Genomic DNA, 13,720 nt, shown 5'->3' with positions numbered 1-13,720 from the left:
TTCAAGGCCATTGTCCGCAACAAGCAGAACGCCACCGCTTAGCCGGTGGCGTTTTTGCTGGTGCAGCTTGCCCGGGCAAATGACGCGGGCATAAAAAAACGCCATCGGTTGCCCGATGGCGTTTTTCCTGGTGCGAACCTGCGGGGATTACTTGAACATCAGGCGCAGCGAGTCCCAGGCGCGGCCGATGAAGCCTGCCGGGCCCACCGATTCCAGCGCCACCACCGGCAGCTCGGCGACGACCTTGTCGTCGATGCTGACCTTCAGGGTGCCGACCTTGGCATTCTCGGCGATCGGGGCGATCAGCGGATCATTGCGATCCAGCTTGGTCTTGACCTTGTCAGCCGTGCCCTTGGGGATGGTGATGTAGACGTCGTTCTTGAAGCCGACCTTGATCTTGCCCTGCGAACCCTTCCACACGTCAGGCGTGTCGACCGGTTGACCCTTGCCATACAGTTTCACGGCGTCGAAGTTCTGGAAGCCCCAGTTCAGCAGCTTCTGGCTTTCCTGGGTACGGACCTGGTCGGAGACGGTACCGATCACCACCGAGATCAGGCGACGCTCGCCATTGGGCACCGGACGATGCGCCGAGGTGATCAGCGAGAAGCCGGCGCTGGAGGTGTGGCCGGTCTTCATGCCGTCAACGGTCGGATCCAGCCACAGCAGGCGGTTGCGGTTGGGTTGGGTGATGTTGTTGTAGGTAAACTTCTTCACCGAGTAGTAACGCTTGTAGTAGTCGGGGAAGTCGTTGATCAGGTTGCGGCACAGGATGGACAGGTCGCGTGCGGTGGTATAGGTCTCCGCGTTGGGCAGACCATGCGGATTGCCGAAGTGGCTGTTGGTGAGGCCCTGGCGCTGGGCTTCACGGTTCATCAGTTGCACGAAGGCATCTTCGGTGCCGGAGACCGCTTCGGCCACCGCCACGGCGGCGTCATTGCCGGACACCGAGATCAGGCCGTACAGCAGGTTGTCAATGGAGACCGGCTTGTTGGGCTCGATGAACATCTTGGAGCTGCTCGGGTCGACCTTCCAGGCATTGACCGAGACATTGACTTCCTGCTCCAGGCTCAGACGCTTGTCGCGCAGGGCGGCGAAGGCCAGGTAGGCGGTCATGAGCTTGGTCAGCGAGGCCGGCTCGACGCGCATGTCGGGGTCGCTGGAGGCGATCACCTGATTGGCCGAGGCGTCCAGCAGCAGCCAGCTCTTGGCCGCGACGGTGGGCGGCGGCAGGCTCTGTGCGGATGCGGTGAGGGTGGAAATGGAAAGGACGGTTGCGGCGAGCGCCGCGAGAAGCTTTTTCATCGGTGCCTAAGAAAAAATGCCAGCACGGGGGAACATCGTAGCTGTTGGTTTGATAAGAGGATAAGGCCGGGCGGGTCAGTCTGTGGCGGCAGCCAGGGCCGGCTGCACGCCCGGAATTATAAACGTCATGCGGCTTCGTTCCCAATTGAATGGATCTTCATCCCCGAAAATCCCCTCGCGAAGCCGCCGTGGCGGCGTTTCCATCGCATCGCCGCCGTGGCTGGGCACTCAGGCTTGCAGCTGGGCCGGGCGGCGATGCCAGCTTTCGACCACCACATTCTTGATATGTTGCAGTTTGCGGTGAAAAAAGTGATCCGAACCGGGAATCACCACCACCGGCAGTTCCTGCGGGCGTGCCCAGTCCAGCACCGCCGACAGCGGGATGGTGTCGTCCTGCTCGCCGTGGATGAGGATGGTATTGGCTGGCGCTACCGGCATGGGCCACTTGCCGGCGGCCGTGCCCACCAGCACCAGGCGTTCGGCGGCACTGGCGGCGTCCTGTTGCAGCAGGCGCTGCTGCAGCTGGGCCTGCACGAAGGTTCCGAAGGAGAAACCACCCAGTGCCAGCGGCAGCGTCGGATATTGCGCACGCATGTGTTGCAGCAGCAGGGCCATGTCGTCGGTCTCACCGGCGCCGTGGTCATGCACGCCCTCGGACTTGCCCACGCCACGGAAATTCATGCGTACCGCCACATAGCCCAGCGCCAGGAAGGTGCGCGCCAGGGTCTGGGCGACCTTGTTGTCCATGGTGCCGCCATACAGCGGGTGCGGGTGGGCCACCAGGGCCAGGCCGACCGGGGCGGGGAAGACCTCGGGGTCCGGCAGGTCGAGTGCGCATTCGAGCTGGCCGACGGCGCCAGCGATCATGAAATTCTGGGTGTGTGCGTTCATGGCTTGCTAAAAACGGAGGGAGAGATGCTTAGATCTTGAGGCGATCGACGACCTTGCCGCCGACGATGTGCTTGTCGATGATTTCGTCGATGTCTTCGTTATCGACGTAGGTGTACCAGGTGCCTTGCGGGTAGATCACCACCACCGGGCCTTCCTCGCAGCGCTCCAGGCAGCCGGCCTTGTTGATGCGGACCTTGCCGGGGGCGGCCAGGCCCAGTTGCTTGATGCGTTTCTTGGCGTGTTCCTGGGCGGCCTGCGCGCCCTTGTCGGCGCAGCAGGTACGCTCGCCCGGCTTGCGCTGGTTCAGGCAGAAGAAGACGTGGTGTTCGTAGAAGGGCTCATCACTCATGGGAGGGGACCTGTGGAGGTTGGTCACGGGCCGGCGCACCGGCCTGGGGGAAAGCATCAATGATACACCCCGGTCATCGTTGCTTGCGGTGCACCGGGTGGTAGAGGAACCAGATGGCCAGGAAGGGCCACAGCACCGAGAGAAACTGCGCGGCGCCGTCGAAGTTGAGGAACTTGCCCTGGACCCAGGTTTCCAGCGTCGAGATGTAATAGGGATTGACCGGCACCACATTGGTCACCACCAGGCTCAGGATCAACGCCAGGGCGGCCACGCGCCGTTGCGCGATCGGCGGCGCCCAGGACAGGCCGGCCACCATCATGGCGCCCAGCATGATGCCGCCCACTGCGCTGGGCGAGATCCAGACAAAGGCATTCTGGGGCGCGAAGAACAGCGCGCAGGCCAGCGACTTGGTAGCGATGCAGGCCAGCAGGTATAGCCCGACCAGGCGGCGGCGCGGCGCCTGCCGGCGCATCAGCAGCAGCGCCAGCAGGGAGGCGCCGGTCAGGCCGCAGGCGCTGACGATGATGTCGGCCAGCCAGTATTGCTCGGCGCTCAGCTGGGCATTGTTGAGCCAGGCGGTGGACAGGTCGATGGGCGTGTCGAGCAGGTCGGAGAAGAATCCCGACAGCGGCGGTACCAGATGGCCCAGGCCGAACAGGTGGTTCTGCGGGTAGATCAGTGCCAGCGGCCACAGTCCGGCCACCACCAGGCCCCGGCTGGCCTCGCCGGAAAACCAGCGCTGGCGCAGCAGCAGCAGGCGGCTCTCGCGCAGGAAGTAGCGGCTGCAGGCCGCGCCCAGCAAGGCCCCCAGAGTGACCCCGGCGGAATTGGTCAACAGGTCCAGATTGGAGGGGACGCGGGTGGGCAGGTAGGTCTGGCCGGCTTCCATGCAGGCCGACAGCAGCACCCCGGCGGCGATGGCCGGGACGATGGCCCAGCGCGCGCGCAGGCGCGGATACATGGACAGCACCAGCAGCAGGCCCAGCGGCGCGTAGCCGGCGATATTGGTCCAGACGTCGAAGCCGGTCCAGTAGTAGGGCAGGCGCGCCCACAGGTAGTCGAAGGGTTTGATGCCCATGTCGCGCCAGCCCGAGAACGGATACCAGCTGGCATAGACGATCAGCAGCGTATAGATCGCCAGGCTGACGCGCGCGAAGGACGAGGCCGCTGGCGGCGCGGAGGAAGGGACGGGCTTGGCGTGCATGGGCCAGAGGGTAACCCATTTCATGGCGGCCTGCCGCGTTGCGCGCGCGCCTTTACATTGCCGCGCGGGCAGCGCGCAGGCGCCGTCTGCCGTTACAATGCGCGCTATGACCATGACTTCTCCCCAGCCGGCCGAGGATGCGCCGGTGCCGGATCGCGACGAGCGCCAGCCGCTGGTGCGCCCGGAACGTATTTCCATGCTGCTGGCCGGCTCCGATAGCCAAGGCCGGGAGCGTGTCGATGTCGAGGCGGTCGCGCAGACCGGTTCCACCAACGTTGACCTGATGCAGCGCGTGACCAGTCTCTCGCGCCCGCTGCTGCGGGTGGCCGACCGCCAGACCGCCGGCCGTGGCCGTGCCGGCCGGCCCTGGCGCACCACGCCGCAGGATAGCTTGAGCTTCTCGCTGGCCTGGCGCTTCGAGCGGCCTTTGCATGCCCTGCTGGGTTTGCCGCTGGCCGTGGGCGTGGCAGTGGCCGAGGCGCTGGAGGTGTTCGGCGTGCAGCCGCAGCTAAAGTGGCCCAACGATGTCTTGCGTGATGGCGCCAAGCTGGCCGGCATCCTCATCGAGACGGCCTCTGACGGTCGTCGTGGCGACGCCACCTGGGCGGTCATCGGCATCGGCCTGAACCTGGGCGTGCCGCAAGGACTGGAGCAGGAGCTGGAGCGCGCCATCGGTTCCGCCCCCGAATTGCAGAAGCCCCCCCGCGAGACGGTGCTGGCCATCATCACCAGCGCCCTGGTCGATGTGCTGACCGAGTTCGAGCACCGCGGTTTTGGCGCCTTCGTCAAACGCTGGGAAGCCTTCCACGCCTATGCCGGCCAGGCCGTGAAGATCGTCGACAACGGTCGCATCGTCCACGAAGGGACGGCGGCCGGCGTGGACATGATGGGACGCTTCCTGCTCGATACCGAGGCCGGCCAGATCGAGATCCTGGCCGGCGACCTGTCCTTGCGCCTGCAGGATTGAACATGTTGCTGATCGACGCGGGCAATACGCGCATCAAGTGGGCGGTGCCGGCCGCACAGCCCGGTGGCGCATCGCCCTGGCTGCAGCACGGGGCTGTGGCGCGTGCCGAAGTGCAGGCACTGGCGTCGGCCTGGCGCGCGCTGGCCACAGGCCCGCAGGCGGTGACGCAGGTGTGCGTCTCCAACGTGGCCGGCCCGGCCCTGCGCGAGAGCCTGGAAGCGGTGCTGCATGAGGTCTTCGGTGGCCGCGCGGCGGTCGAATGGTTCGCCTCCACCGAACAGCGTGCCGGCTTGCGCAACGGCTATCGCCATCCGGCCCAGCTGGGCTGCGACCGCTTTGCTGCGGCCATCGGCGCGCATGCCCTGTTTCCCGGGGAGCAATTGCTGGTGGCGACCTGCGGCACCGCCACCACCATCGATGCGGTCAGCGCCGATGGTCTCTTCGAGGGTGGCATGATCCTGCCCGGATTCGGTACCATGGCGACCTCGCTGGCCCTGAATACGGCGCAGTTGCCGCGCATCGATGGGGCTGTCCCGCCCGAGCGGGTCTTCGCCGACAATACGGTGGAGGCCATCGTCTCGGGTTGCATCGCCGCCCAGGTGGGCGCCATCGAGCATGCCCTGGCCGAGCGCCGCCGCACCGGTCCACCGGGGCCGTTGCGCTGCCTGCTGGCCGGTGGCGCCGGCTTGTTGCTGGCCCCTTATCTGGATCTGGGCGATGTCCCGCTGGAAAAGGTGGATAATCTGGTGCTCATCGGCTTGCATGAAGCGATGAAGCAGGAACGCCAGTAGCGCGCTTCCTCATCTGGAACTGACATTGAAACATCTGACAAGGGCAAGGAAGACAACGCGCGGATGAAGCTGAAATTGTTTTTTTGGCTACTGCTGGTCGGGAACGTGATCCTGTTCGGGTTGCCGCGTGGCTATTTCGGCGCCAGCGCCACCGAGCGGCGCGAGCCGCAGCGCCTGGCCGAGCAGCTGCATCCGGAATTGCTCAGCGTGTTGCCGGCCAACAGCGAGAAGCTGGCCTCGCAACTGCGTGCCCAGCCGGCCGCCGCCAGCCCGGCCGTGGCCAATGCAGCGCCTGCTTCGGCGGCGCCGACGGCGGCACCTGCGCCAGCGCCAGTTGCTGCGGTGGCACCTTCCTGTACCGAGGTGGGCAATTTCAGCGTGGCCGATGCGCGCCGCTTCTCGGAACAGGTAGCCAGCCTGAACCTGGGTGACAAGCTGGTGCAGAAGCTGACCCAGGACGTCACCAGCCACATGGTCTATATCCCGCCCCAGGATGGCCGTGAGGGGGCGGACCGGCGCGTGGCCGAGCTGCGCCGCCTGGGGATTGGCGATTTCTACGTGATTCCCGACAGTTTCCCCAATCCGGCGCTGCGCTCTGGCGTCTCGCTGGGTATCTTCCGTACCGAAGACGCGGCCAAGGCCTATGTCAGCCAGCTGATCTCGCGCGGCGTGCGCAGTGCGCGCATCATTGCGCGCCGTTCCGGGGCCGGCAAGCAGGTGTTCCAGTTGCACGACCTGAGCCCGGAGGCGCGCAGCGCCCTGGACCAGATCAAGAGCGCCTTCCCGGACCAGGAAATCCGCGCCTGCAGCGCCTGAGCCCGGCGGCGTTGTCAGGATCGCACACGCTGCATGTTGCAGTGCGAAGCCCGGCTTCTTTCCATGTAAAATCCCGCTCCTAACCCATCCCATCCAGCCACAGGACATTGCCATGACCACCGACCTGACCAACGTAGCCCCCCAGATCAAAGCCGAAATCCTGGCCGAGGCGCTGCCCTATATCCGTAAATTCCACGGCAAGACCATCGTGGTCAAGTACGGCGGCAACGCGATGACCGAGGAAAGCCTCAAGCACGGCTTCGCCCGTGACGTGATCCTGTTGAAGCTGGTGGGCATGAACCCGGTGGTGGTCCACGGTGGCGGCCCGCAGATCGATGCCGCGCTCAAGAAGATCGGCAAGCAGGGGACCTTCGTCCAGGGCATGCGCATTACCGATGAAGAAACCATGGAAGTGGTGGAATGGGTGCTGGGCGGTGAAGTGCAGCAGGACATCGTGATGCTGATCAATCACTATGGTGGCCAGGCGGTGGGCCTGACCGGCAAGGATGGCGGCCTGATCCGCGCGCGCAAGATGCAGATGCCGGACAAGGAGAACCCGGGCCAGTTCCTGGATATCGGTTATGTGGGCGAGATCGAGGCGATCAACCCGGCGGTGGTCAAGGCGCTGCAGGATGACGCCTTCATTCCCATCATTTCGCCGATCGGCTTCGGTGACGATGGCCAGGCCTACAACATCAACGCCGACGTGGTGGCCGGCAAGATCGCCGAGATCCTGCATGCCGAAAAGCTGATCATGATGACCAACATCGCGGGTGTCCAGGACAAGGCCGGCAACCTGCTGACCGACCTGTCGGCACGCGAGATCGACGAGATGTTTGCCGACGGCACCATCTCCGGCGGCATGCTGCCCAAGATCTCCTCGGCCCTGGATGCGGCCAAGTCGGGTGTGAACACGGTACACATCATCGACGGTCGCATCGAGCACTCGCTGCTGCTGGAAGTGTTGACCGAACAGGCGTTCGGCACCATGATCCGCTCGCACTGAGTACGACTGCCGGTATCAACAGGATCAACAGGGTCAACAGGAAAGGGATGAGCGGGCTCATCCCTTTTTTTCGCCTGCAGGCGCGGCGCATTGTCGCAGCAGGTACGGCGTGCTAGTCTGCCGTCCATTGTTTTGCCCATTCACGCTCACGGAGAAGTCATGAAATTGCTCAAGCACATCCTGTTCGCTGCCGCCCTTGTCTCGGCATCCGGCATCGCCTCGGCCGCCCCGGCCAGCGATGCGTCGATTCGCCAGTTGCTCGAGGTTACCCAGGCCCGCAAGGTGATCGACGGCGTGCAGCTGCAGTATGGCAACCTGGTGGATGCCGTCGTCAAGCAGGCGCTCAGGGGCAATGCGCCCAATGCCAAGCAGCAACAGGCCGCCGACAAGCTCAAGGTGCGCTTGCTGAGCCTGGTCAAGGACACGGTCTCCTGGCAAAAGATGGAGCCGTCCTATCTGCAGTTCTACAGCGAGACCTTCACCGAAGAAGAGGTGACGGGCATGCTGGCGTTCTACAAGACCCCGGCCGGGCAGGCCGTGATCCACAAGATGCCTGTGCTGATGCAGAAGAACACGGCGCTGATCCAGCAGTTGACGGTGAGCATGCAACCGCAGATGGAGCAGATCCAGCGTGATTTCATTGCCGACCTGAAGGCCGCCAACTGAGCGCGGCCGATGCAATAGCGCAAGTGAAAAAGGGATGAGCATGCTCATCCCTTTTTTTATCCGCAGTGGCCGGGGCAGGTCCCCGGCATGTCATCCCGTCAGTAGAGCTGCCTGACCTGCAGCCCTTTCCGGGCCAGCAGGGCCGGGACGCCGTCCGGGCCGATCAGGTGCAGGATGCCGATGGCGGCGATGGCCTGGTCGTTCTTGCGCAGCAAGCTGGCAATGCCGTCGGCCAGGCCGGGATTGCGTTCCTCCAGCAGCGCCTGAAGGGTGAAGCGGTTGCTGAAGCTGTCGTCGTCCCGCAGTTCCTTGAGGGCGGCAGCGAAGCCGGCGCTGTCGGCGTGGCGCCAGGCGCCGACCAGTTCATCGAGCTTGCGGGTGAGGTCGTCGTCCTCCAGCTCGTCCAGGCTGTCCTTGAGGAACTGCGCCTGCTGCGCGCCATTCAGGCGGCTGAAGATACCCATCTGGCGTTCCGCGCTTTCCAGCTCCATCACTTGCCCGCCATGCTGGCGCACGGCATTGGCCAGGTAGCTGTCGACCGCCAGCTCGGCATGGTAGCCATGCTGTTCGTAGGCCTGCACGGTCAGCGCCATGGCCAGCATCCAGGGACGCATGGCCTGCATCGGGGCCAGCGGCAACTGGTAGCGTTGCAGCGCGGCCAGCGTGCGCTGCGTCAGCGCGGGGTCGAGTTGGTCCTGGAAGCGCTGGCCGTCCGGATAGAGTGCATGGCGCCGGACTGCCGCCTGCAGCGCGACGGCATTGCCCGGATCCAGCTCCAGGGCCAGTACCGGGGCCTCGGCCAGGGCTTGTGCCAGGCGTGGCTCCAGCGGGTAGAAGTCGGCAGCGCCGACGTGGATGGTGCCGAACAGCAGCAGCGTATGGTGGCCATCGGAGATCTGGTAGAGCGCGCCGCGTGGTGGCGCCGCATGGGGGCCTGCCGGGGTGGGGGCCGACGGTACTTGCGCGAGCGCCTCGGGCAAGTAAAAGCAGGACAGCCAGGTCAATATCACTATAATCAGTCGTTGCATCACACCGGTCACTGCTGGCCTTTCTATTCTCTTTTTCTGCTTGCTGATCCGCGCCTGCGCTCGTCGCCGGGGGCGGTCGTTTCTGATTTATGGCGTCCAATACTACACCGCTCTGGTTGTTCGATCTCGACAATACCCTGCACAACGCGTCGCATGCGATCTTTCCGGCGATCAATGCCAACATGAATCGCATCATCACGCGGGTGCTGGAGGAGGGCGGGCATCCCAGCGACGAGGCGGCGGTCAATCACCTGCGTCGTCATTACTGGAAGCTGTATGGTGCGACCCTGCTGGGCATGGTGCGCCACCATGGCGTGCGCATCGAGGATTTCCTGCACGAGGCACATCTCTTCGATGACCTGCCCGGCATGGTCAGGGCCGAGCGCGGCATCGGCCGCTGGCTGCGCCAGCTGCCGGGTCGCAAGATCCTGCTCACCAACGCGCCGCACCGTTACTCGCGCGAGCTGGTGCGACACCTGGGGCTGCATCGCCATTTCTCGCACCATCTCTCCATCGAATCCATGCATGTGCACCGCCAGCTGCGGCCCAAGCCTTCGCGGCTGATGTTGCGCAAGCTGCTGGCGCGTCACAAGATCGCGCCGCACCGTTGCATCCTGGTCGAGGATACCGTGGACAACCTCAAGACGGCCCGCCAGCTGGGCGTGCGCACGGCCTGGGTGACCCAGTACCTGCGCGGCAGCCAGGCCCTGCTGGGGCATATCGGTGGACAGCGGGTGTTGAGCCGGTTTCCGGGCTATGTCGATGTGAAGGTGCGCTCGGTGCGCCAGCTGCCGCGCCGGCTGGCGGCGCTGCGCTGAGGATGCCGGCTGGTGTCAGTCGGCGCAGTCGGCGCACCAGCCCTTGATGGTGAGTTCCACTTCGTGACTCTGGAAGCCCTTGCCCAGGGTCTTGCGCAGGGCTGACTGCAACTGGGCGGCGGTGGAGCGATGCTTGTCCGCATCCGGCAGGACGGTCGCCAGGAAGTCGGTGCCGTCACTGGCATCCAGGCAGAACACCCGGGCGCAGCGGGTGCACTTGAAATGGCCGTGCTGGTGCTGCTTGCCCTGGGTGTGGTCGTGCAGGCCGTGTTCGGTATGGTCGGTACCAGCGCTGTAGCGGAAGATGCGGTCGTCACTGGAAATCTTGTGCGCCAGCCCGGCTTCGGTGAGGCAATCCAGCGCGCGGTAGAGGGTGACGCGGTCCATGCCGGCAAAGCGGTCCTGGATATCCTGGTGCGATGCCGCGCTGCGGGTTTCCAGCAAGGCGCCCAGCACATTGACCCGTGCCTGGGTCACGCGCACGCCGGCTTCGCGCAGCTGGGCCTCGGCCAGCACCGTCATGGCGGCGGCCTGGGCAGTGCTGCTGGCGGTGGGGTGATCGGCGGCTTTGGCTTTCATGGTCGGCATCTGCTGGAGGATTCAAGGGGCCAGGCGACTGGCGAAAGACGAACGTAGCGGACCACGTCCCTTGCCTCGCTATTTTAGCCCATGCGGGAGGGACTTTCCCCTGCCTTGCCGCGCTGGCCTATTTGCCACCACCCTTGCGGGCGCGCGGATGGGCCTGGTCGTAGACCTGGGCCAGGCGCTGGAAATCCAGGGCGGTATAGACCTGGGTGGCGCTGATGGAGGCGTGTCCCAGCATCTCCTGGACCGCGCGCAGGTCGCCGGAGCTCTGCAATACATGTGAGGCGAAGGAATGGCGCAGCATGTGTGGATGGACGTCGCCGGCCATCTCCAGCGCCCGGCCGTGCGCCTTCAGGCGCAGCTGCGTCACGCGCGGCGACATGCGGGTGCCGCGTTCGCTCAGGAACAGCGCATGCGCATCAGCACCCCCATCGGCCTTGACCAGTCCGGCCCGCAGTGGCAGCCAGGCAGTGATGGCCTGGAGGGCGGCCTGGCCGACTGGCACCTTGCGCTTCTTGCCACCCTTGCCGGTGACGGTGACTTCGGCCTCGGCGATATCGATCCAGCCCGCCGACTCGTGGCCGTGCTCGCGCACATCGGCCACATCGATGCCGACCAGCTCGGAGACCCGCAACCCGCTTGAGTAAAGCAATTCGAACATGGCCCGGTTGCAGGCAGCCAGGGTGGAATCGGGGTCGCGCGCCGGATCGCCCTGCGACACCAGGCGCACGGCATCATCGGTGGCCAGCGCCTTGGGCAGGGGTTTGCTCTTCTTGGGGGACTTGACGCCCTCGACCGGATTGGCCGTCAAGGCGACCTCCTGCGACATCCAGTCAAAGAAACCGCGCCAGGCCGACAGCTTGCGGGCGATCGAGCGGGCATCCAGGCCGCGGGCGTGCAGGCGCGCGGCGCATTTGCGGATCTGGGCCTGGGTGGTGCGCGGCAGGTCGACGTCGGCCTGTGCATCGCCGGCGGGTGCCAGCAGGGCGCGCAGCTCCTGCAGGTCGCGGCCGTAGTTGTCCAGCGTATGTGGTGAGAGCTTGCGCTGCGAGCGCAGGAAGGACAGGTAGTGTCCGATCAGTGAGGATGTCGTGGTGTCCATGCTCATCCGCTTTCCAGCCCATGTTGCCGCGTCACGCCAGGTGCACGCGGCTTCATCTGTCGCCGTTGGTTGATCAGCGCAGCAGGCAGGCCAGGGCGGCGCTGCCGGTTTCGCCGATACGGGTGAGGAAATCGATACCCATGTCGGAGGTGAAACGGCCGGGATCGGGCGAACCCAGGACCAGCAGGCCGAAGGCATCCGGCGACGCGCCCACGCGCAGCGGCAGGATGGCGACCGACTTGACCGATTCGCTGTCGTCGAGCCAGGCGGCGGCTTCGAAATCCTTGTTCGGACCGCAGAACGGCGCCGACAGGCCATTGGCGAACAGGCGCGCGTCGTCCGAGATGTCGCGGGTGGCCCAGTTCTCGGCATGGTCCTGGCCCAGGTTCCACAGGCGCACGGTGACTTGCGGCACATGGAAGATTTCCTGCAACTGGGTCGTCAGTGCGCGCGGCAGGTCGGCGGCATCGCGGGTGAGCAGCAGGGCGCGGCTCCAGGCCTGGAACTTGTTGGTGATCTCGTCGTTTTCCTGGGCGATGCGCATCAGGTCGGCCATGCGCAGCTCCTGGACGCGGATCTTTTCGCGCAGGATTTCCATCTGGCGTTCTTGCAGCGAGACGGCGCGACCCATCACCGGACTGGTCAACTTGATGGTCGAAAGCAGCTCGGCGTGCTCCTCGAAGAAGTGAGGGTGTTCGAGCAGGTAGTCGGCAATCAGGTTCGGATCCAGTTCGGTGGTCATTGTGAAGGTGTCGGTGAGAACGGCGCCGCCTGGGCTGGCGGGCAAGCCGGAAGTATCGCGAGATTATCCACGCTATCGCAGGCACTGACAATCATTGGCACCGGCTTTGGGCGCCCTGCGGAAGCATCTTTGCGGCTTTTTTCCTGTTGCTGCAGCGGCCGCGGAAAAAGAAACGGGCCTGCATGATTGCTCATGCAGGCCCGAATCGGTTCAATTCAGGTTGAAACCGGTATGTTCATACCGGCATCAGGTCCTTGAATTAGAACTTGTGGCGGATACCAACAGCCACAGCGGTTTGGCTGTCGCTGGGGTTGCCAACGGTTGCCGAACCGGTTGCATCACCGAACACGCCAGTGTTGGTCATGTTGGTAGCGCGGACGTTAGCCACGAAAGCGTACAGGTCGGTACGCTTGGACAGCCAGTAGTCGGTACCCAGGCTGATTTGGGTCAGCTTGCCCTTGGCGGACGAGTTGAAGTCAGCACGGCTGTGGGTCACTGCGCCCAGCAGCTTCAGGGAAGGCGACAGGGAGTAAGCGGTACCCAGTTCGTACACGTCAACCTTGTTGGCGCTGCCCAGGGTTGCGGCTGCAACGGTTGCCGGGGAAGTGGTGTTCAGGTCTTGCTTGACGCGCGAGTAGTTACCGTACACGCGTGCCGGGCCGAACTGATACGAAGCCACGATGTTCAGGCTCTTCAGGGCGCTGTTGCCAGCTTGAGCTGCGCCAGTGGTGCTGCTAGTAGCAGTGATCAGGCTGGTGTCCGAAGGAGTTGCGCCTTGCTTGGACTGGTAGTAGTTGATACCCAGACCCAGAGGACCGTTGTCGTACTTACCGCCGATACCGAAGGATTGGCCAGCCGAAGTTTGACCAGCGGTTTCGCCGAAGCCGTAGATCAGGTTACCGGTGAAGCCGCTCAGGTTAGCGGTGGTGTAGCTGATGGAGTTGTTGGTACGGGTACCTTCCAGACGGTCCAGGTTGTGGCCGACTGCGCCGGTCACGCCACCGAAGTCGTTGACGGAGGTGTAAGCGGAGATGGTGTCAGCGAAGTCAGTTTGACGACCAACCAGGACGGAGCCGAAGCCACCAGCCAGACCAACCACCGACTTGCGACGGAACAGGTTGGTGGAGCCAGCGTCTTGACCGTTCAGAGCGCCGTTGTCGTTGTTGAAGCCGGTTTCCAGGTTGAACACGGCCGACAGACCGCCGCCCAGATCTTCAACGCCCTTGAAGCCGATACGCGAACCTTGGATGATGCCCGAGTTCAGGGAGAACTTGCTGCCGGTGTTGCCGGTGGCAGTGTTGACAGCCTTGCTGGTGTAGACAACACCGGTATCAACGATACCGTAGATAGTAACGGAGCTTTGTGCTTGAGCAGCACCTGCGAACGCGCCGAGGACGGCCAGTGCCAGCAGAGATTTTTTCATTTGACATCCTTCTATAAAAATAGTCTTGAG

General features: G+C 64.4%; 15 protein-coding genes. 6 read left to right on the top strand and 9 right to left on the bottom strand.

The features are described from left to right. Positions 1–147: 147 nt before the first annotated feature. The 4 genes from ACIPHN_RS18115 to ACIPHN_RS18100 form a co-directional block, all read right to left on the bottom strand. The gene (locus ACIPHN_RS18115) at positions 148–1,302 is read right to left on the bottom strand and encodes a D-alanyl-D-alanine carboxypeptidase family protein (RefSeq protein WP_400438230.1); all 1,155 of its coding nucleotides are present in this window, start codon (positions 1,300–1,302) and stop codon (positions 148–150) included. 228 nt (positions 1,303–1,530) lie between these two features. Continuing rightward, a complete protein-coding gene (locus tag ACIPHN_RS18110) occupies positions 1,531–2,193 on the bottom strand; it encodes an alpha/beta hydrolase (RefSeq protein WP_400438228.1) in 663 nt (220 codons plus the stop codon). A gap of 28 nt (positions 2,194–2,221) precedes the next feature. Continuing rightward, positions 2,222–2,542, bottom strand: a complete 321-nt coding sequence (locus ACIPHN_RS18105; protein ID WP_198982401.1) for a ferredoxin — start codon at positions 2,540–2,542, stop codon at positions 2,222–2,224. A 73-nt stretch (positions 2,543–2,615) separates the two neighbouring features. After that, positions 2,616–3,770 carry a VanZ family protein gene (locus ACIPHN_RS18100; protein ID WP_400438226.1) on the bottom strand — a complete coding sequence of 385 codons (1,155 nt, stop codon included), beginning with the start codon at positions 3,768–3,770 and terminating at the stop codon, positions 2,616–2,618. Positions 3,771–3,852: 82 nt separating this feature from the next. Between ACIPHN_RS18100 and ACIPHN_RS18095 the strand changes: the two genes are divergently transcribed. From ACIPHN_RS18095 to ACIPHN_RS18075, 5 genes are all read left to right on the top strand, one after another. Next, positions 3,853–4,713: a biotin--[acetyl-CoA-carboxylase] ligase gene (locus ACIPHN_RS18095; RefSeq protein ID WP_400438224.1), complete on the top strand. Its 861-nt coding sequence runs from the start codon at positions 3,853–3,855 to the stop codon at positions 4,711–4,713. A 2-nt stretch (positions 4,714–4,715) separates the two neighbouring features. Next, a complete protein-coding gene (locus tag ACIPHN_RS18090) occupies positions 4,716–5,504 on the top strand; it encodes a type III pantothenate kinase (protein WP_400438223.1) in 789 nt (262 codons plus the stop codon). Positions 5,505–5,567: 63 nt separating this feature from the next. Further along, on the top strand, positions 5,568–6,320 hold the full coding sequence (locus tag ACIPHN_RS18085; RefSeq protein WP_400438221.1) for a hypothetical protein: 753 nt from the start codon (positions 5,568–5,570) through the stop codon (positions 6,318–6,320). 112 nt (positions 6,321–6,432) lie between these two features. Continuing rightward, a complete protein-coding gene (gene argB / locus ACIPHN_RS18080) occupies positions 6,433–7,326 on the top strand; it encodes an acetylglutamate kinase (RefSeq protein WP_400438219.1) in 894 nt (297 codons plus the stop codon). Positions 7,327–7,485: 159 nt separating this feature from the next. Continuing rightward, positions 7,486–7,992: a DUF2059 domain-containing protein gene (locus ACIPHN_RS18075; RefSeq protein ID WP_400438217.1), complete on the top strand. Its 507-nt coding sequence runs from the start codon at positions 7,486–7,488 to the stop codon at positions 7,990–7,992. A gap of 98 nt (positions 7,993–8,090) precedes the next feature. Here ACIPHN_RS18075 and ACIPHN_RS18070 read toward each other — a convergent pair whose 3' ends face one another. Next, positions 8,091–8,972, bottom strand: coding sequence for a TraB/GumN family protein (locus tag ACIPHN_RS18070; protein WP_400438215.1), 882 nt, complete (start codon positions 8,970–8,972; stop codon positions 8,091–8,093). A 137-nt stretch (positions 8,973–9,109) separates the two neighbouring features. Here ACIPHN_RS18070 and ACIPHN_RS18065 point away from each other — a divergent pair, with 137 nt between their 5' ends. After that, a complete protein-coding gene (locus ACIPHN_RS18065) occupies positions 9,110–9,838 on the top strand; it encodes an HAD-IA family hydrolase (protein ID WP_400438214.1) in 729 nt (242 codons plus the stop codon). 15 nt (positions 9,839–9,853) lie between these two features. On the opposite strand, the gene ACIPHN_RS18060 is transcribed toward ACIPHN_RS18065, so the two are convergent. The 4 genes from ACIPHN_RS18060 to ACIPHN_RS18045 all read right to left on the bottom strand — a co-directional run bounded on the left by ACIPHN_RS18060 (position 9,854) and on the right by ACIPHN_RS18045 (position 13,690). Next, positions 9,854–10,426 carry a Fur family transcriptional regulator gene (locus ACIPHN_RS18060; protein ID WP_400438212.1) on the bottom strand — a complete coding sequence of 191 codons (573 nt, stop codon included), beginning with the start codon at positions 10,424–10,426 and terminating at the stop codon, positions 9,854–9,856. A gap of 118 nt (positions 10,427–10,544) precedes the next feature. Continuing rightward, the gene (gene xerC, locus ACIPHN_RS18055) at positions 10,545–11,525 is read right to left on the bottom strand and encodes a tyrosine recombinase XerC (protein ID WP_400438331.1); all 981 of its coding nucleotides are present in this window, start codon (positions 11,523–11,525) and stop codon (positions 10,545–10,547) included. A gap of 73 nt (positions 11,526–11,598) precedes the next feature. Then, complete coding sequence (locus ACIPHN_RS18050; RefSeq protein ID WP_400438210.1) at positions 11,599–12,267, bottom strand: DUF484 family protein; 669 nt, start codon at positions 12,265–12,267, stop codon at positions 11,599–11,601. Positions 12,268–12,526: 259 nt separating this feature from the next. Next, positions 12,527–13,690, bottom strand: coding sequence for a porin (locus ACIPHN_RS18045; RefSeq protein WP_400438208.1), 1,164 nt, complete (start codon positions 13,688–13,690; stop codon positions 12,527–12,529). Between the last annotated feature and the right edge of the window lie 30 nt (positions 13,691–13,720).

It is taken from the genome of Herbaspirillum sp. NPDC087042, from assembly GCF_044745245.1.
Classification (GTDB): domain Bacteria; phylum Pseudomonadota; class Gammaproteobacteria; order Burkholderiales; family Burkholderiaceae_D; genus Herbaspirillum.
Note: the sequence above shows the minus strand (reverse complement) of the source record. Positions and strands in the feature narration are given on the sequence as shown.